Here is a 20,609-nt window from a genome sequence, read left to right on the forward strand (position 1 = left end):
GCCCCTCCGTTCAGGGGGTCGCGGCGATGGCCGAGAGGATCGCGTGCGCGACCTCGCGGCCGGTGATGTCGCTGTGATCGCGGATGTGGGCGTCCGCGAGGAGGTTGTGGACGGAGCGTGGCCGGAACTCGTACCGCTCGTGGGCGGCGGCGAGAGAACCCCGCACCGCCTCCGGGGTGGACTGGGCGCCGTTGGCGCCGAGCCCGCCGAAGCGGCTGTCCGGTCCGAACGGGCCGTCGCTGATCTGGTTCGCGAGCTGCGATGCGACGCCGTACGCCAGGCTGACCAGGGTGTCGTTCCTGGTGTGCGTGACCAGGAGCGGCCCCGTCACCACGCCTGAGGTGATCGCGGAACGGAACGGCCCGTCGCGTCCCGGCTCGAAGGCGCGCGCGTAGCCGTAGTGCGACAGCGCCCCCTGGAGCACCGTCATCGAGCACGGACGGCCGCCCAGCCCGCCGGGGGCCGAGCACGCCGCGGAGATCATCCGTCCGCCGAAGCTGTGGCCCACCAGGTGGACGCGCACACCGGCCGGGACCTGGTTCCGCAGGAAGGCGGCGAGGCCGCGTTCGCCGATCGTCCCCGCCCGCGCCTTCATCTCGTAGTAGGCGACGAAGTCGACCAGTCGTTTGGCGCCCTCCAGGAACCCGCCGATGAGATTGCGCTGGGCGCCGTCGGCCGACAGCACCCGTGCCGACAGGCGGGACACCAGTTCCGGCGCCTGGATCGTGAAGAGGTCGTCGGGGCAGTCCTCGTCGGGCGTCGTGCCGAGCACGTCGCGCAGCAGGTCGGCGAACTCGTGCTGAGCCTGGACGGACCGGTCGAGCTGCGGCACGAGCGCCCGTGCCTTGGCCAGGGTCACCCGGGTCCCCTCGCTCGTCGCCGTGCCGTGGAGCGTGTCGAGGCGAAGAGCGAGTTCGGCGCCGGCCGGGGCGTCGAGGAGGCCGATCGAGCCGGGCAGCCTCTCGAACCACTCCCACTTGTTCGACGGCCAGAAGACCCCGGCGAGCATGATCCGGCGGCCCGTGACCAGATGGCCGTCGCCGTGCGCGAGCATGTGGGCCAGCGACTGCGCGATCTCCGTGTACGTGGCCTGCGCCGCCAGGCGGGTGTTGTTCCAGCCGTGGACCAGGACCACCAGATCCGTCGCGGCCGGAGGAGAAGGGGGCCGCAGCAGGCGCCCGCCTTCGTCGAAGGCGACCTCGATGTAGTCGAACGGGCCGAGCTGACGTGTCATGCGCTCACGGTAGGGATCCGCCGCCCGCGCCCGCCTCCGTGCCCGAGCCAGGGATCTCCCCAGTCCCGCGGTCTCAGCCGGAGCGCGCCCACATGCGGAACAGCACCCGGTCGACGTAGCGCAGGTAGTCGGGGACGTGCGCGTACGCGCTGTGCGCGCGGTGCAACCGGTGCAGCAGCTTGAGATGCCGCTTGCCGGGGATGTTGGGCAGCGTCCACAACCAGAGGCGGTTCCACGGAATCGCGTTGATCAGGTAGACGCTGATCGTGCCGACCGGGTCGCCGCCGCCGAACTGCTCCACGTCCGGCCTGGGCGGACCGTAGGGCTCGCCGGCCACACGCAGGCGCTCGGCGAGCCGGCGCAGGTCATCGCTGACGTTCGCGGCGACCGCCGCGCCCGCCCGCCAGTCGGCGACCAGCCGGCTCCGCCAGTTCCTGGTCTCCTCGGCCATGGCGGTGTTGCGCAGGGCGGCGGCGGCCTGGATCAACTCCAGCGGCGAGCCGGCGGACCTGATCAGCAGGGGCAGCACGGAAGGCAGCGACGGTATGTCGAACTTCTCCCCGCGTTCTTCGGCGAAGTCGGCGTCGATGGCCGCGAACAGGTCCGGTTCCGTGGCGTAGTGGCCTTGGACGGTCCCGGCGCCGAGCATCCGGGCCCGTTTCCCCTGCAGCAGATGGGCGGTGGAGGCGAGCTTGGCGTAGACGCCGAAGAGCGCTCCGCCGTAGAGGAAGGTGTCGACGGCCCGGCCCGGGACGTCGTCCGTCCCGGCATAGGCCGGGTCGATTTCCGGCAGCGGCGGACGCCACTGGTGGTCGAAGGCCGTGAGCTCGCCCTCGATGTCGCGGTCGGCGAGCGAGTCCCGTTCTCCGCGTGGAGAGGCTCCGCGTGGAGAGGCTCCGCGTGGAGAGGCTCCGCGTGGAGAGGCTTCGCGTGGAGAGGCTTCGCGTGGGGCGGCGAGCATGGCTTCGATCGCGTAGTCCCGGGCTTCGCGGTAGGGCTGCTCGGCGACCCTGATCGTGGACAACACCCTGCTCCCGCACGCCTCGTTGCAGACCTGCTGGAGCCGGTGACCGGGGAACTGCTCAAGAGGGAAGGTGTACTGATAGTCGATCATCGGCAGGTGGTCGACGTAGACCAGCAGGTCGAGGAACGACACCAACTCCTGCACGTTCTGGCTGATGGGGCGCCAGGCCAGGGCGAGCCGGTCTCGCCAGGCCAGTTCCGGCTCGTCCGCCTGACGAGCGGGCGGCCCTGCCAGGAAGACCTCCGCCGTGCGATAGATCATCGGGTCGACGATCAGGTCGAGCCGCGTGGCGGCGAGGGTCTCCCAGTCCGAGGAGGTCCTGATCAGGGCGTCGGGCTCGTCGTGCGTCCGGATGAACATGGCGCGTCCCTCGTCAGTGCTGGGGCCTTCAGGCATATCCCACGCGGCAGGGATATGCCAGCGGGTCCTAGATGCGGTTGGTCTTGCCGTGGCAGCGGGGGTCGCCGAGACGGCGGTCGAAGACGAACCTGTAGTCCACGTACACCGTGTCGCCACGCTTCACCCGGACGTTGACGCTGCGCCCGCCGCCGCCCGGCCGGACGTTGTCACCCGACCTCCATTCCCAGAGCGTCTTGTCGTAGAAGCCCGGCCGGTGCTTCCTGATCCTGAGGTGGACGTTGCTCTTGTTCCGCAGGCCCTTGCCGCCGAGGAAGTAGTTGATCCGGTTGAAGTAGTCGTAGTTACCCGAGGTGTAGTAGTACGCCTTGACGCTTCCCGAGTTGCCGTAGCTCGAACAGTTGCCGGCGATGTGGGCGGCGGAGGTGGCCGTCGCCGGTCCGGACAGTGTGCCCAGGGCGAAGGCGGTGGCCAGCGCCGCGGTGATGATCCCGGTCCTTCTCGACATGCTCGTCTCCTTTCAGCTGAATTCGGACGAGGCGAAGGTAGGCGGGCCGGTGTTGAGCTTGCGTTGAGGCTGTGTGGATTCGTCGGGGACGACGATGCGCGCGGGGCAAATACGTGGGATGGGCCGGTGTCCGGTTCGGGCGGGGGCTGGACAGTGTGGGCATGATCTCGAAGACGCTTACCCGTGCCCGCCTCGCCGGTGGGGAACTGGTGGACATCGTGCTGCGTGGCGGCCTGGTGGCCGACGTCCGTCCGAGCGGAGCCGTACCGCATGAGGGTGTGGCCCTGGACCTGGACGGGCGGGTGGTGATGCCCGGGCTGTGGGACCACCACGTGCACTTCGACATGTGGGCGCTGAAGGAGAGCCGGCTGGACGTCTCCGCGGCCCGGTCGGCGGCCGAGTGCGCGGCGCTGGTGGAACGGCGGTTGCGCGAGCGGCCCCCCGAGCCCGGGGCCACGCTGGTCGGCACCGGCTTTCAGGACGGCACCTGGCCGGACTCGCCCACCGCCGAGTCGCTCGACGCCCGGAGCGGAGCCGTTCCGGTCGTGCTGATCAGCCACGACATCCACTGCGCGTGGCTCAACACCGCGGCCCTGCGGCGGTGGGAGGTGCGTTCTGACGGGCTGGTCCGGGAGGAGGACTGCTACGCGCTGGTGGCCAGGGTCAACGACCTTCCTGACGAGCATCTCGACGCGCTCGCCGCCGAGTCGGTACGGCGGGCGCACGCGCGCGGGGTGGTGGGGATCGTCGAGTTCGAGCGCCGGCCGAACCTGGACGCCTGGGAGCGCCGGGTCCGGTCGGGGGTGACGATGCGGGTGGCGTGCGGCGTGTACACCGACCGGCTGGACGACGCCATCGAGCGCGGGCTGGCCACCGGGGACGTGCTGCCCGGCACGCGGGGGCTGGTCGAGATGGGGTCGTTCAAGATCGTAGTGGACGGCTCGCTGAACACCCGGACGGCGTGGTGTCACGACGCGTTTCCCGGTCTCGGCGGGGAGGGCGCGTTCGGGGTGCGGGCGGTGGGGGACGACGAGCTGCGCGAGCTGGTCGCGCGGGCGCATGCCGCCGGGATCGCCTCGGCCATCCACGCGATCGGGGATCGGGCCAACACGCTCGCGCTCGACACCTTCGAGCGGACCGGCGCCCGGGGGACGGTCGAGCACGCGCAGCTTCTGACCGGCTCCGATCTCGGCCGGTTCGCGCGGCTCGGGGTGGCCGCGAGCGTCCAGCCACGGCACGTGATCGACGATCGGGACGTGGCGGACCGGCACTGGGCGGGCCGTACCGAACGGGCCTTCCCGCTGGCTTCGCTGCTCTCGGCGGGCGCACGGGTGCTGCTCGGGTCGGACGCGCCGGTGGCGCCGCTGGATCCGTGGGTCTCGATCGCCTCGGCCGTGTCCAGGGCGGGACTCGGCCAGTCGCCGTGGCACCCGGAGCAGCGGATCTCCGTCGGGCAGGCCCTGCGCGCCTCCACCCGGCACCCGCGCCTGGCCCCCGGCGTGCCCGCCGACCTCGTCGTCCTCGCCGCCGACCCGCACGCCCTCGGCGCGCAGGAACTGGCCGCCATGCCCGTCGAGGGCACGCTGATCGCCGGCGAGCCGGTGTACGGCGCGGCCGGACGTCTGCCGGACGCACGGATCGGCGGCGCAGAGTTCGTCGGGATCACTGACGAACAGCGGTGACCTGCCGACCTATGGTGTGCGGCACCCCAGTCCAGAGCGTGGAGGAGTGGTCCGGCATGAACGAGCCGACGGCGGGCGGCGCGCTGCGCGCCACCTCAGAGAAGAGTTTCGGACGACGCGGTTTCCTGTACGGGCTCGGCGCCCTCGGCGTCGCCCTCACGGTCCCCGGCTGCGCGAAGGAGAACCCCAAGCCTGCGCCGAACAGCGCGGGCACGGCCGTCCAGCACGCCTACGGCACGACAACCGTGCCCAAGGACCCGAAGCGGATCGTGGCCCTGGGCCAGACCGACATCGACGTGCTCGTGGCGCTCGGCGTGCCGCCCGTCGCGGTCGGGGTGTTCAGCGGCGACTGGTACTCGCCCCTGCACCCGTGGAACAAGGCCGCCTTCTCCAAGAACCCGGAGTTCCTGGACTTCGAGGAGTACTCCGTCGAGAAGATCCTCGCCCTGAAGCCGGACCTGATCACCGGCGTGATGGGCGGCATGACCAAGAAGGAGTACGACAAGCTCAGCTCGATCTGCCCGGTGGTGGCGCAGCCCAAGGGCTTCACCGACTGGAACACGCCGCTCGACCAGCAGACCGGGATGCTCGCCCAGGCCCTGGGCATGGTGGACAAGGGCAAGCAGCTCGTGGACGGCATCGCGGGCGCGCTCAAGGCGGCCGCGGCGGCCAACCCGGGCTTCGCCGGCCGTACCGTGGCGATCGCCGAGTGCTGGGGGGACACGTTCAAGGTGATCGGCCCGTCCACGCCCCGCGCCAAGTTCTTCACCAACCTGGGGTTCAAGAGCCTGCCCGAGCTGGACGCCCTGGTCGGCAACGCCTACAGCGCCGACATCTCCTCCGAGAAGCTCTCGCTCATCGGAGCCGCCGACCTCGTGCTGTGGACGACCGACGGCGGCCAGGTGGAGGCGCTGAAGAAGAACCCGGTCGTCTCCCGGCTGAAGTCCACCAAGGAAGGGCGCTCGCTGTGGTCGACCGGGATGAAGCACGACTCGGCGTTCTGGTCGATGGACTGGGGGACCGTGCTGAGCCTGCCGTACGCGATCGAGCACGTGATCCCGCAGATCAGGGCGGCCATCGACGGGGACACCGGCACCAAGGTCGCGAACTTCTCCTCCTGACAAGATTTCATCCGGACAACCTGGAGCTGACCACGATGACCGACCTACCGAGCCTCGACCAGGTCGCCGACCGGATCGAGGACCTGATGACCCGGCACCGGCTGCCGTCGGTCGCGCTCGCGATCGCCCGGGGCGACCGGGTGGAGGCCCGCGGCTTCGGGCTGGCCGACCTGCGGGGGCGCGCGGCGACCGGAGCCACGCCGTACCTGCTGGCCTCGGTCACCAAGCCGATCGTGGCGACCCTGTGCGTCGTGCTCGCCGAGCGCGGGCTGGCCGACCTCGACGAGCCGCTGGCCGACCGGCTGCCCTGGCTCGACGCGGAACGGCCGGGCCGCCGCGGCCGGCCGACCGCGCGCCAGGCGCTCACCCACACCGCCGGGTTCGGACGGTACTGGGACTTCGCCTACGACGAGGCGCCGCCGGGCATCGAAAGGGCCGTCCAGCGGTACGGCGTGCTGATCCACGAGCCGGGCACCCGCTTCGAGTACGCCAACCTGGGCTACGGCCTGCTGGAACCCTGGCTGGAGGCGGCGACCGGCCACCCGCTGGCCGAGCTGCTGGACCGCTACCTGTTCCGTCCGCTGGGGCTGGAATCGGGCGCGTTCGGTCCCGGCGCGGGAGGGGCGGAGGCGGCGGTGCCGTACACGCGAGAACGGCATGTCCCCTATCCCACGATCCACACCAGCCACCCGGCCGCGAGCATGGCCTGGATGTCGGCCGCGGACCTGGCCAGGTTCGGGACGGCGCACACGGACCGGTCGGAGGTGCTGGCGCCGGGCTCGGCCGCGGCGGTGCGCACGCCGGGCCTGGAGGAGGCCCCCGAGCGCTACGGCCTGGGCTGGAACGTCCGCCACCCCGGCGGCGTCGAGGTGCTGGCCCACGGCGGTGACATGTGCGGCGTGGGCGCCTCGCTGGCCGTGCTGCCCCAGCTCGGGGTGAGCGTCGCCGCCGTCGTCAACCGCACGGGCTCCTTCGAGCACGCCCGTACGGCCTGCGAGATCCTCCTCGAGGGACTGGTCGGCCGCATCGGGTCGGAGTCGGACCCGGTGGCCGTGGCCCTGCCGGAGGGCGAGTGGTCAGGCCGCGCGGAGACCCCCTTCGGCCCGGTGCCCCTGCTCGTGGGCGCCTCCGGCGACGGGGAGCTGTGGGTCGAGGTGGCCGGCGAACGCACTCGTGCACGGGCGGAGGCGGAGGAGTCGTACGACGTCATGATCGCGGCCGAGGCGCAACTGCCCACCCCCGACGCGCTCCGGGCCGGCCCGTGGCTCGAACTCGCCCTCGACGTCGGCGGCGACCGCCTGACGGGCTCGGCCAGGGCGGTCAAGCACGGCGAGAGCGGCGACCGGGTGGGCAACTGCCTGACCCACTGGTGCGAGCTGGAGCGGGTCCGTTGAGCACCGGGACGCTGCCCGCGGCACAGGCGCCCGCGGTCCAGCGGCGGCTGGGGCTCGGGCTGGGCGTCGCGGCGGCGATCCTGCTCGTGCTGTCGGCGGCGAGCCTGGCGCTGGGCGCGGAGAACGTGCCGTTCGCCGACGTCTGGCGGTCGCTGACCGAGGGCGGCACCGACGCCGACGTCATCGTGCGCGGCGTCCGGGTGCCGCGCACGATCCTGGCGGTGCTGGTCGGCGCCGCGCTGGCGGTCGCCGGCGCGCTGATGCAGGCGCTGAGCCGCAACCCGCTCGCCGAGCCCGGCCTGCTCGGCGTGAACGCGGGCGCCGCGCTGGGCGTGGTGATCGCGATGGCGCACCTCGGGGTCGCCTCGCTCGCCGGCTACGTCTGGTTCGCCCTGGCCGGGGCCAGCGTCGCGACGGTGGCGGTCTACGCGCTCGGCTCGGCGGGCGCGGCGGGAGCCAGCCCCGCGCGGCTGGCCCTCGCGGGCGCGGCCATCACCGCGGCGCTCACCGGGGTGATCTCCGCGATCGTCCTGCTGTCGTCCACGGTGTTCAACGGCTTCCGCGCCTGGAGCGTCGGAACGCTGTCCGGCCGCACGGCCCCGGTGGTGATCCAGGTGGCGCCGTTCGTGGTCGCCGGGATCCTGCTGACGTTGTTCCTGGTGTCCTCGCTCAACGCGCTGGCCCTGGGTGAGGACGCGGCGAAGGGGCTCGGCGCCAACGTGGCGCGTACGCGGCTGCTGGGCGTGGTCGCGACGACGCTGCTGTGCGGCGCCGCCACCGCCGCGGCCGGACCGATCTCGTTCGTCGGCCTGGTCGTGCCGCACATGGTCCGTACCTTCACCGGTCCCGACCATCGCTGGCTGCTGCCGTACTGCCTGCTCGCGGGGCCGATCCTCATGGTCGCCGCCGACCTGGCCGGACGCCTGGTCGCGCGGCCGGGCGAACTGCCCACGGCGCTGGTCACCGCCGCCGTCGGCGCGCCCGTGTTCGTCTACCTGATCCGCCGGCGCAGGATGGCCGGGCTATGACCACGGTGAAGCACACCACGCCGAAGCACACCACGACCCGCCTGGAGTGGCGCGGCCGGTCGGTCCTGTGGCGCCCGCGCGCCGCGCTCGCGAGCGTCGCGGTGCTGGTGGCCGGACTCGGGTTCGCGCTGCTGCAACTCGGCGTCGGCGACTACCCGATGAGCCCCGGCGAGGTGCTGGCGACGCTGGCCGGACAGCGGGGCGCGGCGCAGGAGTTCGTCGTCTTCGGCCTGCGGCTGCCCAGGCTGCTCACCGCCGCCCTGGTCGGCCTCGCGCTCGGGGCCAGCGGCGCGATCTTCCAGTCGGTGACGCGCAACCCGCTGGGCAGCCCGGAGATCATGGGCTTCACGATGGGCGCCTCCGCGGGCGCCGTCGCCACCGTCCTCGTCGTCGGAGGCCAGGAGGGCGCCGGCATGGTGGGCGCGCTGCTCGGCGGCTTCGTCACCGCCGCCGCCGTCTACGGCCTCGCCCATCGCCGCGGCATCCAGGGCTTCCGCCTGATCCTGGTCGGCGTCGCCGCCACCGCGCTGCTCGACAGCCTCATCTCCTACCTGCTGCTTCGTGCCCGGTTGCAGGACGCGGAGAGCGCGTACACCTGGCTGGTGGGCAGCCTCAACGGCGCCGACTGGCAGCAGGTCCAGATCATCGGGCTGACCGTCTGCGCGATGACCGTGCCGGCGCTCGCGATCGGCGGCCGGATGCGGCTGCTGGAGATGGGCGACGACCTCGCGCAGGGACTCGGCGTGCGCGCCGGGCCGACCCGCGGATGGCTGCTGCTGATCGGGACGGTCCTGTGCGCGGGCGCCGTCGCGACCGCCGGGCCGATCGCGTTCGTCGCGCTGGCCGCGCCGCAGATCATGCGCCGCCTGACCGGCGGCTCGGTGTCCATCGTGCCCTCGGCCCTCATGGGGGCCCTGATCCTGATCGTGAGCGACCTCGCCGCCCAGCGCGTCTGGCCGGACTCCCAGATGCCGGTCGGCATCCCGACCCTGTGCATCGGCGGCACGTACCTGGCCTGGCTGCTGTACCAGCAGAGCCGCGCCTCCCGACTCTGACCTGGAGAGCACCCCCATGACGACCGTCCACGGCAACCGCCTCCGCGCGCACGACCTGTCCCTGAGGTACGGCGAGCGGGTCGTCGCCGAGAACCTGTCGATCGACATCCCCGACGGATCGCTCACGATGATCGTCGGGCCGAACGCCTGCGGCAAGTCCACCCTGCTGCGCGCCCTCGCGCGGCTCCTGCGGCCGGAGCACGGCAGCGTCGTCCTCGACGGCGAGGACATCGCGCGCTACCCGTCGAAGGAGGTCGCGCGCCGGCTCGGGCTCCTCCCGCAGACCTCGATCGCCCCCGACGGCATCACCGTGGCCGACCTCGTGGCCCGCGGGCGCTTCCCGCACCAGCGGTTCCTGCGGCAGTGGTCGGCCGACGACGACGTGGCCGTGGCCGCCGCCCTCGAACGGACGAACACCAGCGAACTCGCCGGCCGCTACGTGGACGAGCTGTCCGGCGGGCAGCGGCAGCGCGTCTGGCTGGCCATGGCCCTGGCCCAGGAGACGCCGCTGCTGCTCCTCGACGAGCCGACGACCTACCTCGACATCACCCACCAGGTCGAGGTGCTCGACCTCTGCGCCGAGCTGCAGGAGAGCGGCGAGCGCACGATCGTGGTCGTGCTCCACGAGCTCAACCTCGCCGCCCGGTACGCCACCCACCTGATCGCCATGCGCGACGGCAAGATCGTGGCCCACGGCAGCCCCAGGGACATCGTCACCCCGGAGCTGATCGAGACCGTGTACCGGCTGCCCTGCTCGATCATCGACGACCCGGAGACCGGGACGCCGCTGGTCATCCCGGCGGCCCGTACCCGCGTGGGCCAGCGCAGCGGCTGAGCCCCGCCTGGTCACCGCCGACGAAGCCGGCCCGCCGTTCTCGTCGGATACACCGAGATCCGCCCAGGTACGGCCCGCCTACCATGGGCGGACCACGGCGCCAGGGATCGACAGGCAGGTGAGACAGTGGAAAGCACACCGACGCTCGGCAGGGTCCTGCAACATCTGGGACCGATGCTGCTCGCCACGCTCGCGGGCACGCCCCGCTACCTGGCCCCGGTGGGGGGAGTCGTCGTCCACGACGCCGACGACCCTCCGCCGATCCCGCCGGGCGCGATCGTGCTCGGCGTCGGCGTCACCGCGCCCGCCGACATCGACTCCCTCGTACGGCTGGCCGGCCGCAACGACGCCGCGGCGGTGCTCATCCGGCAGCCGAGGGAACCCGGGCCCCTGCCTGACGAGGGCATCGCCGTACTCGGCCTGCCGGCCGGGGTGTCCTGGCAACAGGTGATCGCGGTGCTCGGGACGGCCCTGCAGTCGCCCCCGTACCCGAAGGTCAGGGACCTGGGCGGACGCGAGGTCGGCGACCTGTTCGGGATGGCCGGCGCCATCAGCGACCTCATCGGCGCCCACGTCACGATCGAGGACCGCAACTCCGTGGTCCTGGCCTACTCCGACCACCAGGGGGAGACCGACCCGATCCGCGTCGAGGTCATCCTGGGCCGCCGCACCCCCGAGCCCTACTGGGCCTTCGACGAGGAGCGCGGCGCGCTGCGCGCGATCAGGGAGTCCGTGCGCCCGGTGTTCCTGCCGCCGCTGGACCTGCCCGACGGCCGGGTCACCCGGGGCAGGGTCGCGGTCGCGGTCCGCGCGGGCGACGAGATCCTGGGCTCGATCTGGGGCGTCGTCGACAAGCCGCTGACCACGGAGAAGGACGACCTGCTGCTCGACGCCTCCCGCCTCGTGGCCCTGCACATGCTGCAGTTGCGGGCCGGCGCCGACGGCGCCCGGCGGCTGCGCACCGACCTGGTCGCCACCGCGCTCACCGGCGGCCCCGAGGCCCTCGCCGCGCTGGAACGGCTGCGCCTGGCCGGACACTCGCTGATCGTGGCCGCGCTGACGCTGAACGAGCCGGTCGGCGGCGCCTACACCGCGGCCGCCGCGCACGTCACCAAGCTGCAGCGGCTCGCCGTCTCGTTCCAGGTCCACCTGGCGGGAACCTGGGCCGACACCGCCGTCGCGCTCCTCGACGACACCGTCTACGCGCTCGTGCCGTCGCGCCGTGAGGACACCGAGGTCAGCCTCGAACTCACCTGCCGCGCCTTCATCGGGCGCGGCGCCGAGAGCGCCGTCGTGGGCATCGGCAGGGTCGTCCACCAGGCCGGGGAGCTGGAGCTGTCCCGTGCGGACGCCGACCGCGCGCTGCGGGTGCTCGGACGGCGTCCGCCCGACCCGTCCGCGCCCCTGGCCGGCCGGGTCGCCCGCGCCTCCGACGTCGAGGCGGAGGCGCTCATCATGGACCTGCGCGACCTGGCCGCGAGCGCGAAGCGCGGCCCGTTCGGCGCCTACGCCCGGCTGCTCGCCTATGACGACAACCGGGACTCGACGTTCATGATGGAGACGTTGCGCGCCTGGCTGGACGCCCACGGCGACGTGATGGCCGCCTCCACGGCCACCCACGTGCACCAGAACACCTTCCGCTACCGGCTCAAGAGAATGACGGAGATCGGCGAGTTCTCACTGGACGACCCGGCGGCCAGGTTCGCGCTGCAGCTCCAGTTGCGGCTCTATCCGCCGGAGCCGGCCGCCGGCCGTTCGAGCAGGTAGCAGCCGTCGCGGCGGACGTCCACGACCACCCAACCCTCGGCGAGCGCCCACGTCATCGCCGCGCGCAGATCGGCGCGCCAGGCGCTGGCGGCGGCCGGGTTCGTGCGGCGCAGCGTCTCGATGTCGGCGGGGATCTGCAGGGCCAGCAGGCCCGCCTCGGGCTCCGCCGGGCCCGGCTCGTCCAGGAGCGGCCGATCGCCGTCGCGGCGCAGCAGGTAGCGGGGCTCCCGGCCGGCGAGGTGGCGAACTTCGTCGTCGGCGAGCTGGCGACGAAGCTTCTCGTCGGCGAGCTGGAGTGGCTTCTCGTCGGCGAGGTGGTGTGGCTTCTCGTCGGCGAGTGGGGGAGGCGGGCAGGCGCGCAGCAGGTCCCAGTTGGCCAGCGCGCGGTCCGAGGCGTCGTGCCCGTTGAGCACGTCGCCCATCTCACCGTAGAAGTTCTCGAAGTAGCGCTCCACGCGCGCGCCCAGCCGGTGCACGTTCAGGTAGGCGTTGCGGGCCACGAGGGGGTCGAACGTCCACGTGATGTTCGTGGCGCCCGCGCTCAGCGCCCAGTGGCGCTGGTGCAGCTTCAGGGCGTTCCCCGCCCCGCGCCCGCGCAGCTCGGGCAGGACTCCGGCGAGATGGCTGTGCAGCGTACGCGCCGGCGGCGGCCCGAAGAAGCCGGCCGCGGCGCCCACGATCCGGTCGCCGGCCCGTGCCACGGCGACGTAGTTGCCGCTGTGGGCCAGGGCGATCAGCGCGCCGGGGGCGAGCAGGCTGCTCTCCCGCTGGTTCCACACCCGGTCGAAGAGCCGGCTCGCGGCCGCGCAGTCGGCCTGGGAGAAGGCCGGCTCGATCGTCACCCCGGCCCGCTTCGCCGCGGCATCGGCCAGCGACTCGGCGACAAGCACCGCGTCCCGGGCATCGTTCGTCATCACGCTTCTGCTCCACCCCACGCCTTGTCACGGACGGGGGCCATCCTGTCCCGTGAGGATGGGCATCGGCACAGACCGGATCACGAATTCCGCCGGGTTCCTTGGGTGATCCAGACGAACCTCCGGCGGCCTGCCGGACGTCAGTCGTCGCGGGCCGCGGCCCGTTCGATGGTGGCCTTCACCACGCCGAAGATCGCACCCTGCAACGCGGCGGCCACGAGCACCTCGCCCCAGCCGTAGCGGGTGGAGTCCGCCTCCGGTGGTTCGTCCTTGCCCGAGGCGAGCTTCCACGCGTACTTGAACAAGGTGCCGGCGACCATGCCGCCAAGCACTCCGCCGGCCATTCTCGCCGGCTTTGCGATGACCTGTTTCATGCCGATCTCGCGTACCCAGCCAGCACGGAGGTAGTCGTCCGCCTATGTCGTCGCGTGCCGGGTAGCTGGCGTCAGGTCACCTTCAGGAGGATGTATGTCACAGACGGTTATCGATCTCATCAAGGCCGACCACCGCGACGTGGAGATGATCTTCGAGAAGCTCAGGCGGGAGAAGGAGAACCGGCCGGCGCTCGTGGCCGAGCTGGCCGCCAAGTTCGTCGCGCACGCGCGGGCGGAGGAGACGAAGGTCTACACGGAGCTGGCCAAGGCCAAGCCATCGGAGCGCGGCGAGATCCACCACGGCGTGGAGGAACACCACCAGGCCGAGGAACTGCTGGCCAAGCTCATGGACGCCGACCCGGACAAGCCGGAGTTCCTCAGCGCGCTGGAGGCGCTCATCAAGGCGGTGAGCCACCACGTCGAGGAGGAGGAGAGCGAGATCCTCCCGGCCATGTCCAAGGCCATCCCCGCCGCCAAGCTCGTCAAGCTGGGCCGCGTCTTTAGCCAGGCCAAGGCCGACGAACTGGCCACGCCGCCCCGCCCGGTCGGGCGTACCAAACAGGAGCTGCTGGACCGGGCGAAGCGGAAGGGCGTGACGGGCTACAGCTCGATGACCAAGGACGAGCTGATCGACGCGCTCGGCGACTAGCCACTCACGATCTGCCCAGGTCATCCCATTCCTGGAGCAGGTGGGCCGTGGCCGCCGCCGGGGCGGTGAACGACCAGCGGCCCGGAGGCAGGTTGAGGGCGCAGGAGCCGTCGGCCAGCCTCGTGGTCGGCAACTGCTCGCTCAAGCCCATGAGGAAGGTGCCGTTGACGGTCATCCCGTCCCACGCGCCGCGCACCGGCAGCACCGCGCGGGCGCTGACGCCCTCCGGCACGGCGAACGTGAACTGGACCCCGTCGGGCCCGGCCCGCCAGCCGGACTCCACGGTCCCCGACGCGCTGTCGTAGCGGGCGTGCGCGTGGCGCAGCAGCGGGACGGGGCCGGGACGCAGCAGCAGCTCGCCGAAGCCGCCGCCCGTCCCGCGCGGGTCGTCGCCCAGCCCCGCCACGTGGCGGAACAGCCAGTCGCCCACGCAGCCGTAGGCGTAGTGGTTGAAGGAGTTCATGGACGGCGTCTGCAGGCCGTGCCGATGGTGCCAGGAGTCCCAGCGCTCCCACATGCTCGTCGCCCCGGCCCTGAGCTGGTAGCGCCAGGACGGGTAGCCCTCCTGGTTGAAGATCCGGCAGGCCACGTCGTGGTGCCCGGTCTCCGACAGGACGGGCAGCAGCAGGGGCGTGCCGACGAAGCCCGTCATGAGCCGGTGCCCGTCGGCTCGTACCAGCTCGGCCAGGGCCTGCGCGGCGGCGGAGCGGTCCTCGGGCGGCACCAGGTCCCAGGCGAGGGCGACGGCGTAGCCGGTCTGCGTCTCGGTGCGCAGCCTCGGGCCGTTGAGGAAGGCCCGCTGGAAGGCGCCGGACACGTGGGTGAACGCCGCGCCGTACTCCGGAGCGTGGGGTTCGCCGAGCACGTCGGCCACGTGCGCGAGCAGGCGCAGGGTGCGGGCGAGCGCGGCGGTGGCGATGAGGCTCTTGGGCGTCTCGACCGTGCCGGGGGCCAGCCAGTCGCCCAGCGCCCTGCCCGGTCGGATGCCGTCCTCCGTCTGGGCCAGGCAGTAGTCGGCCCACCGCCGCATCGGGTCGTACGCGCGGCGCAGCGTGCGGTCGTCGCCGTAGCGCCGCCACAGCAGCCACGGCACCTCGGCCAGCGCGTCGGACCACACGGGGGAGTCGTATCCGTACTCGGGCAGGACCGGCGCGACGTGCGGGACCGCGCCGTCGGCCCGCTGGCCGTCGATCAGCGTCGTCACCCACCCGGACAGGAACGCCTGCGTGTGCCGCAGGAAGCTGAGCGTCGAGCCGAACACCGAGATGTCGGCGGTCCATCCGGCCCGCTCGTCGCGCTGCGGGCAGTCGGTCGGGACGCTCACCAGGTTGCCGTCCGCCGACGCGCCGATGTTGGCGACGAGCTGACGGACCGCGGGGTCGCTCACGGTCAGCGAGCCCGTGACGGCGAGCGCGGAGGACAGCGGCACCGCCTCCAGGTCGCCGGTCGTCAGCGTGCCCGGCCAGCCGGTGACCTCGGCGTAGCGGAAGCCGTGCAGCGTGAACGCGGGCTCCGCGACGTGCGTGCCGGGACCGAGCACGAACTCGTCGCGCTGGTCGGCGGTGCGCAGGTTGTCGGTGTAGAGGCGGCCGGTCGCGGTCAGCTCCTCGCCGTGCCGCACCACGATCCGCACGGGGCCGGGGGCCTCGACGCGCAGCCGTACCCGGCCGACGACGTTACGCCCGAAGTCGGCCACCTGGACGCCCGGCACGGGCTCGGTCACCGACACCGCGGGCACCGTGCCGATCACCCGGACCGGCGGAGCGGGGTCGGCCTCCACGCGGATCTCCGGGGCGGGCGCCGTTTCGACGGGCCCGGCCTGCGGTGAAGGCGTCTGGACGGTCTCGCCCATGATGAGGTCGGCGCGCGGGCGGCCGAGGTCGCGCAGCGTCCAGGTCCCGTCCGTGGCGAGCACGCGGTGCACGCCGTCGTCGTCGCGCACGAGCACCTGGGCGCTGGCGGCGGGCCGGTCGCCGTAGCGGAACGGGCCGCCGCCCGCCACGTGACCGGCGTACCAGCCGGGCGCGAGCCACAGTTCCAGCTCGTTCTCGCCCTGTACGAGCAGGTCCGTGAGCTCTACCAGCCGATAGCGCGTACGGTGCCCGTAGTCGGTCCAGCCGGGGGCCAGTTCCTCCTCGCCCAGCCGTACCCCGTTGAGCAGCGCCCGGTAGACGCCCAGCGCGGTGGCGGCCAGCCAGGCGCGGCCGGGCCGCCGGGTGAACGAGCCGCGCAGGCTCACCGCCGCCCGCGGATCCCCGGCCAGCCACGGCGCGTCCCACTCGCCGCGCAGGCCCGTGGTGAACGCGCCGGACGCGTGCCCTTCCACCTTCCACGTGTACGGCGTGAGCGGCGCCAGCCGTTCGCCGGGCACGTCCACGAGATGGGACCCGGCGGGCACGACCGAGCGCCAGACCTCACGCCCATCCGCGGCGACCGTGACGGCGGCGGCCTCGGGCAGCCGGGCGTTCCATGACAGCCGGGGCTCGTCCACGCCCACCGGATCCACCAGGCCGCAGGTCAGACCGGCCAGGGGACCGGGCGGAGCCGTACGGACACAGGGCGTCTGCGCGCCCGAGACCTGCACCCCCGAGTCGTGGTTCACGCATCCAGCCCGGTAGTGAAGGCGTTGTGCAGGCCGTCGACGTCGACGCCGGACAGGCTCGGCGCCATCACGTTGATCAGGAGGACGAAGCACGCGTCCTGCTCCGGGTACATCCACCACTGGCAGCCCGAGGCGCCGCCGTGCCCGTACAGGCGCCGTTCGAGCAGGCCGGGGGCCGAGTGGCGCAGGTTCCAGGTGAGGCCCCAGTCCTGCCCGGCGTTGACCGGGTCGGGCTGCAGCTTGACCAGGCCCGTCGTCTGCGGGGTCGTCATCGCGGCCAGGGTGGTCGGGTGGACCAGGCCGCGGTCGCCGCGCAGCAGGGCCGAGCCCAGGGCCAGGAGGTCCTCGGCGCGGGAGAACAACGCGCCAGCCGGGTGGCGGAGCCGTACGAAAGCCTCGAAGTCGAAGCCGGGCCCGAGCAGGTCCATGTGATGGACCTCGGCCGCATCGCACGCGGGGTCGAAGGTGATCTGGCCGCCGCCCGGCACCAGCGTGTTCAGGTCGGAGTCGATCACGTCGGCCAGGTCGCGGCCGGTGACGTCGCGGACCATCTCCGCGATCCCGGCGAAGGCCAGGTTGGAGTACTGGCTGAGCGTGCCCGCCTCGAACATCGACGGCGCGGTGACCAGGTGCTGAACCAGGTCGGCGGGCGTGAGCGTCTGCTCGGCGATGCCGCTGGTGTGGGTGAGCAGGTGCCAGAGGGTCACGTCGGGCCGCGCGAAGCCCGGCAGCACGTCGCGCAGCGGGCGGCGCAGCGACAGCAGCCCGCGCTCGACCTGGCGCAGCGCGACCAGCCCGGTCAGCGGCTTGGTGACCGAGAACAGCGCGAAGTGGTCGCCGGTCCTGGTCTCGCGGCCGTCGTGCGTGCCGAACGCCTCCAGCACCTCGATCCCGGCGGAGGTGGCGGCGCCGAACACCGCGCACGGCAGCCGCCCCTCCTTGATCTCGCGCCTGACCCAGTCGAGCGCGATGTCGTGCGTGGTCATCCCTTGAGAGCACCTTCCGTGAGACCGGCCAGGACGCGCTTCTGCGCGACGACGTACACCGCCACCAGCGGCAGCGTGGTGAGCAGGACGTGGGCGAAGACGAGGTTCCAGTTCAGGCTCTGCAACGTGCCGGAGGCGAACTGGAACAGGCTCAGCGGCAGCGTGGCGTTCGCGCTGCCCTGGAGCAGGAACAGGGCGAAGAAGAAGTCGTTCCAGACGTTGATGATCAGGATCACCCCGCCGACGAACAGCACCGGGCGCAGCAGCGGCAGCAGCACCCGGACGAAGACCTGCGGGCGCGAGGCGCCGTCGATGGCGGCGGCGTCCTCCAGGTCGCGGGGGAACGCCCGCACGAACCCGGTCGCCAGGAAGATCACGATGCCCAGGCGGCAGCCGGTCATCGTCAGCACGTAGCCGAGCGAACCGCCGTCCAGCGACAGCGCGCGCAGCAGGTAGACGGTCGGGATGATCGAGGGCGGCAGCAGAATCGACAGCCCCATCACGAAGTAGGCCGCCTGCAGCCACCGCGACCGGCTGCGCCCGAACGCCCACGCCGCCGCCGCGCCGAGCAGCACCACGGCCGCCACGATGGGCACGGTCACCTTGAGGCTGTTGAGCAGCCCGGTCAGGTAGCCGCCCCGGTCGAGCACGATGCCGTAGTTCTCGGCGATCGCCCACGTCCTGGGCAGGCCCAGGCCCAGCTCCGCGGCCTCGCCTGCGGGTTTGAACGAGTTGACGACCACGAGCCAGACGGGCACCACCACCCACGGGATCGCGAAGAGCGCCAGCGCCGCGTACTTGATCGCCGCTCTCATCCGGCCACCTCCCTGCGCCGCAGCCACCACACGAGCGGCACGGCGGTCGCGATCACCAGCAGCGTCACGGTGAAGCCCAGCGCGCTGGCCGAGCCGAAGAAGCCCTGCCCCCACTGCTGGCGCATCACGACGTTCAGCGCCCGCGTGTGGTCGCCCGGCCCGCCGCCGGTCGTGGCGGCGATCACGTCGTACGCGCTGAGCGCGCCCACCAGCGTGACCGCCACGTTGAACGTCAGAGCCGGGGCGAGCATCGGGAACACGACCCGGCGGAAGCGGGTCCACGCCCCGGCCCCGTCGACCGTCGCCGACTCCAGCAGCGACTTCGGGATGGAGTTGAGCCCCGCGATGTAGACGAGCGTGATCAGCCCGCTCCACTTCCACGCGTCGATGAAGGCGACCACGACCAGCGCGGTGGCCGGTTCGCCCAGCCACGCCCACTCGATCCCGAGGAAGCCGTTGACCGCTCCGTCGGGGGCCAGCAGGCCGCGCCAGATGTACCCGGCGGCCAGCGGCGAGATGAGCGTCGGCAGGAAGAACGCCGAGCGGAAGACCGTGTTGATCCGGCTGGTCCGCTGCAGGGCCAGGGCCAGCGAGAGGCTGACCGTGTTCTGGATCGCCATGCACAGGATCGCGTACAGCACGGTCACGGTGACCGCGTTGGCCAGCAGGTCCTGGTCGATCAGCGTGCTGAGGTTCTCCAGCCCGTTCCAGGTGATCTCGGCTCGGAAGCTCGTCCAGGAGGAGAACGCGAACCTGACGTTGAGCAGGAACGGGGCGACGAAGAAGACCGTGACCAGCACGATCGCGGGCAGAGCCCACGGCAGCCAGGCCGCCCTGTTCCGCATCACCATCCGGGCAGCTCCGCCGCCTTGGCCGCCTGCTCGACCTGGCCCTGGAGCTGGGCCGCCGCCTTCTGCGGATCCTTCTGCCCGGCGATCAGCTCGGACATGAGCTGGGCCAGCCCGCCCATGCCGGGGATGTCGGAGTTGAAGGCGATGACGGCGCCGGTGTCGTACGCCTTCTTGACGTCCCGCAGCACCGACGAGACGCCCTGCGGGTCGGGCACGTCCTTGAGCACGGGGAAGGTCTTGGACGCGGTGATGTACTCGGCGTAGGCGGGGCCGGTCATGAACCGGACGAAGTCGAGCGCCGCCTTCTCCCGTGCCGCGTCGCCGGTCTTGGGCAGGTAGAACGTTCCGATCGGGCCCGGGGCGTAGGTCACCAGGGGCTTGTCGCTCGACAGGCCGACGAAGCCGACGGACTCGTCCACCGCCTTCTGGTCGCCGCCGGCGGCCGCGAGGAGGGCGGGGAGCATGTCGGAGTGCTGGGCGACCATGGCGGCCTTGCCGGTTACGAGGGCCTTCATGGAGTCCTCGAACTTGGCGGTGACGATGTCCTTGTTGAAGCAGCCGTCGGCCTGGAGCTTGGCGTAGGCGGTCAGGCCGGAGACGAAGGGCGAGCCGGAGTCGGCCAGCGTGCTGGTGTGGCCGGCGATGGCCTTGCCGTACGCGTTGGACTGGTTGGCCCCGGCGAGGTAGAGGATGGGCAGGATCTGCACCGGCCAGATCGACCCGCCCGACTCGAAGACCGGCGTGACCCCGGCGGCCTTGAGCTTGGGGCAGGCCGCGGACAGCTCGGCGAAGTTCGCGGGCGGGGTCAGCCCGGCCTCGGCGAAGACCTTCTTGTTGTAGTAGAGGCCGAAGACCTGGGGGAATCCGGTGATGGCGGCGTAGACCTTGCCGTTCACGGAACCCGCGGCCTGGTAGAGGTCGCCGGACCTGCCGATGTACGCCTCGCCGGTCAGCTCGCGCAGGTTCTCGGCCGGGTTGAGGGCGAGCAGACCGCTCACCGTCGCGTGGTACTCCAGGATGTCCGGGCGCTCGCCGGTGGCCCACTTGGTCTGGGTGGTGTCCTCGAAGCCGTCGGACGGGATCGACACGAGCTCGATCCTGTGGCCGGACTGCTTCTCGAACTTCTTGTACATCTCCAGCAGCGGCGCCGGGTCCGCGCTGTTGTGCCAGAGGGTCAGCTTCACCTGACCGGTCCCCTCCGGGGCGGACGATCCGCAGCCGGAGACGGACAGGGCGAGGACGGCGCCGAGCGCCGCGCCGAGCAGACGGGATGGTGCTCTCACGCCCGTCCTCCTGTTCACGTTGAAGTCGTGTAGAACGTTCTCCATTGTTAGGGCACAAGAGAATCGCGCGTCAAGAGGTAGACCGGAGGATGAACAACGGGCTAGCCTCACCTTTCAGCAAAGTGTGTAG

General features: G+C 72.1%; 18 protein-coding genes. 8 read left to right on the forward strand and 10 right to left on the reverse strand.

Going from position 1 to position 20,609, the window contains the following annotated elements; translation table 11 throughout:
• Positions 1-10: 10 nt before the first annotated feature.
• The 3 genes from ACIBEJ_RS33295 to ACIBEJ_RS33305 form a co-directional block, all read right to left on the reverse strand.
• Complete coding sequence (locus ACIBEJ_RS33295) at positions 11-1,234, reverse strand: hypothetical protein (RefSeq protein WP_397186848.1); 1,224 nt, start codon at positions 1,232-1,234, stop codon at positions 11-13.
• 73 nt (positions 1,235-1,307) lie between these two features.
• Positions 1,308-2,618, reverse strand: coding sequence for a hypothetical protein (locus ACIBEJ_RS33300; RefSeq protein ID WP_397186849.1), 1,311 nt, complete (start codon positions 2,616-2,618; stop codon positions 1,308-1,310).
• A gap of 67 nt (positions 2,619-2,685) precedes the next feature.
• Positions 2,686-3,123 carry a hypothetical protein gene (locus ACIBEJ_RS33305; protein ID WP_397186850.1) on the reverse strand — a complete coding sequence of 146 codons (438 nt, stop codon included), beginning with the start codon at positions 3,121-3,123 and terminating at the stop codon, positions 2,686-2,688.
• Positions 3,124-3,284: 161 nt separating this feature from the next.
• Here ACIBEJ_RS33305 and ACIBEJ_RS33310 point away from each other — a divergent pair, with 161 nt between their 5' ends.
• From ACIBEJ_RS33310 to ACIBEJ_RS33340, 7 genes are all read left to right on the forward strand, one after another.
• Complete coding sequence (locus ACIBEJ_RS33310) at positions 3,285-4,805, forward strand: amidohydrolase family protein (RefSeq protein ID WP_397186851.1); 1,521 nt, start codon at positions 3,285-3,287, stop codon at positions 4,803-4,805.
• Positions 4,806-4,861: 56 nt separating this feature from the next.
• On the forward strand, positions 4,862-5,926 hold the full coding sequence (locus tag ACIBEJ_RS33315) for an ABC transporter substrate-binding protein (protein ID WP_397186852.1): 1,065 nt from the start codon (positions 4,862-4,864) through the stop codon (positions 5,924-5,926).
• Positions 5,927-5,961: 35 nt separating this feature from the next.
• On the forward strand, positions 5,962-7,320 hold the full coding sequence (locus ACIBEJ_RS33320) for a serine hydrolase domain-containing protein (protein ID WP_397186853.1): 1,359 nt from the start codon (positions 5,962-5,964) through the stop codon (positions 7,318-7,320).
• The gene (locus ACIBEJ_RS33325) at positions 7,317-8,348 is read left to right on the forward strand and encodes a FecCD family ABC transporter permease (protein WP_397186854.1); all 1,032 of its coding nucleotides are present in this window, start codon (positions 7,317-7,319) and stop codon (positions 8,346-8,348) included. Before ACIBEJ_RS33320 ends, ACIBEJ_RS33325 begins: the two co-directional genes overlap by 4 nt.
• Positions 8,345-9,403, forward strand: coding sequence for a FecCD family ABC transporter permease (locus tag ACIBEJ_RS33330; protein WP_397186855.1), 1,059 nt, complete (start codon positions 8,345-8,347; stop codon positions 9,401-9,403). Before ACIBEJ_RS33325 ends, ACIBEJ_RS33330 begins: the two co-directional genes overlap by 4 nt.
• 16 nt (positions 9,404-9,419) lie before the next feature.
• On the forward strand, positions 9,420-10,238 hold the full coding sequence (locus tag ACIBEJ_RS33335; RefSeq protein ID WP_397186856.1) for an ABC transporter ATP-binding protein: 819 nt from the start codon (positions 9,420-9,422) through the stop codon (positions 10,236-10,238).
• A 126-nt stretch (positions 10,239-10,364) separates the two neighbouring features.
• Entirely contained in the window at positions 10,365-12,005 is a 1,641-nt protein-coding gene (locus ACIBEJ_RS33340) for a PucR family transcriptional regulator (RefSeq protein WP_397186857.1), read from the forward strand.
• On the opposite strand, the gene ACIBEJ_RS33345 is transcribed toward ACIBEJ_RS33340, so the two are convergent.
• Together ACIBEJ_RS33345 and ACIBEJ_RS33350 are read right to left on the reverse strand one after the other, a co-directional pair.
• Positions 11,966-12,919: a GNAT family N-acetyltransferase gene (locus tag ACIBEJ_RS33345; RefSeq protein ID WP_397187434.1), complete on the reverse strand. Its 954-nt coding sequence runs from the start codon at positions 12,917-12,919 to the stop codon at positions 11,966-11,968. The genes ACIBEJ_RS33340 and ACIBEJ_RS33345 overlap by 40 nt on opposite strands.
• Before the next feature lie 140 nt (positions 12,920-13,059).
• The gene (locus tag ACIBEJ_RS33350) at positions 13,060-13,293 is read right to left on the reverse strand and encodes a DUF4235 domain-containing protein (RefSeq protein WP_397186858.1); all 234 of its coding nucleotides are present in this window, start codon (positions 13,291-13,293) and stop codon (positions 13,060-13,062) included.
• A 94-nt stretch (positions 13,294-13,387) separates the two neighbouring features.
• Between ACIBEJ_RS33350 and ACIBEJ_RS33355 the strand changes: the two genes are divergently transcribed.
• Positions 13,388-13,942, forward strand: a complete 555-nt coding sequence (locus ACIBEJ_RS33355; RefSeq protein WP_397186859.1) for a hemerythrin domain-containing protein — start codon at positions 13,388-13,390, stop codon at positions 13,940-13,942.
• 4 nt (positions 13,943-13,946) lie between these two features.
• Here the strand turns inward: ACIBEJ_RS33355 and ACIBEJ_RS33360 are convergent, their stop codons facing one another.
• From ACIBEJ_RS33360 to ACIBEJ_RS33380, 5 genes are read right to left on the reverse strand one after another with little or no spacing between them, the layout of a single operon-like run.
• Entirely contained in the window at positions 13,947-16,544 is a 2,598-nt protein-coding gene (locus ACIBEJ_RS33360; protein ID WP_397186860.1) for a family 78 glycoside hydrolase catalytic domain, read from the reverse strand.
• Positions 16,541-17,530, reverse strand: coding sequence for a serine hydrolase domain-containing protein (locus tag ACIBEJ_RS33365; RefSeq protein ID WP_397186861.1), 990 nt, complete (start codon positions 17,528-17,530; stop codon positions 16,541-16,543). The genes ACIBEJ_RS33360 and ACIBEJ_RS33365 overlap by 4 nt, the downstream gene beginning before the upstream one ends.
• Positions 17,527-18,345: a carbohydrate ABC transporter permease gene (locus tag ACIBEJ_RS33370; protein ID WP_397186862.1), complete on the reverse strand. Its 819-nt coding sequence runs from the start codon at positions 18,343-18,345 to the stop codon at positions 17,527-17,529. Before ACIBEJ_RS33370 ends, ACIBEJ_RS33365 begins: the two co-directional genes overlap by 4 nt.
• Positions 18,342-19,196 (reverse strand): carbohydrate ABC transporter permease, encoded by an 855-nt coding sequence (locus tag ACIBEJ_RS33375; RefSeq protein ID WP_397186863.1) that lies wholly within the window; start codon positions 19,194-19,196, stop codon positions 18,342-18,344. The genes ACIBEJ_RS33370 and ACIBEJ_RS33375 overlap by 4 nt, the downstream gene beginning before the upstream one ends.
• On the reverse strand, positions 19,190-20,479 hold the full coding sequence (locus ACIBEJ_RS33380) for an ABC transporter substrate-binding protein (protein ID WP_397186864.1): 1,290 nt from the start codon (positions 20,477-20,479) through the stop codon (positions 19,190-19,192). Before ACIBEJ_RS33380 ends, ACIBEJ_RS33375 begins: the two co-directional genes overlap by 7 nt.
• Positions 20,480-20,609: the final 130 nt, after the last annotated feature.

The sequence above is a fragment of the Nonomuraea sp. NPDC050790 genome (assembly GCF_044456745.1).
Lineage (GTDB): Bacteria > Actinomycetota > Actinomycetes > Streptosporangiales > Streptosporangiaceae > Nonomuraea.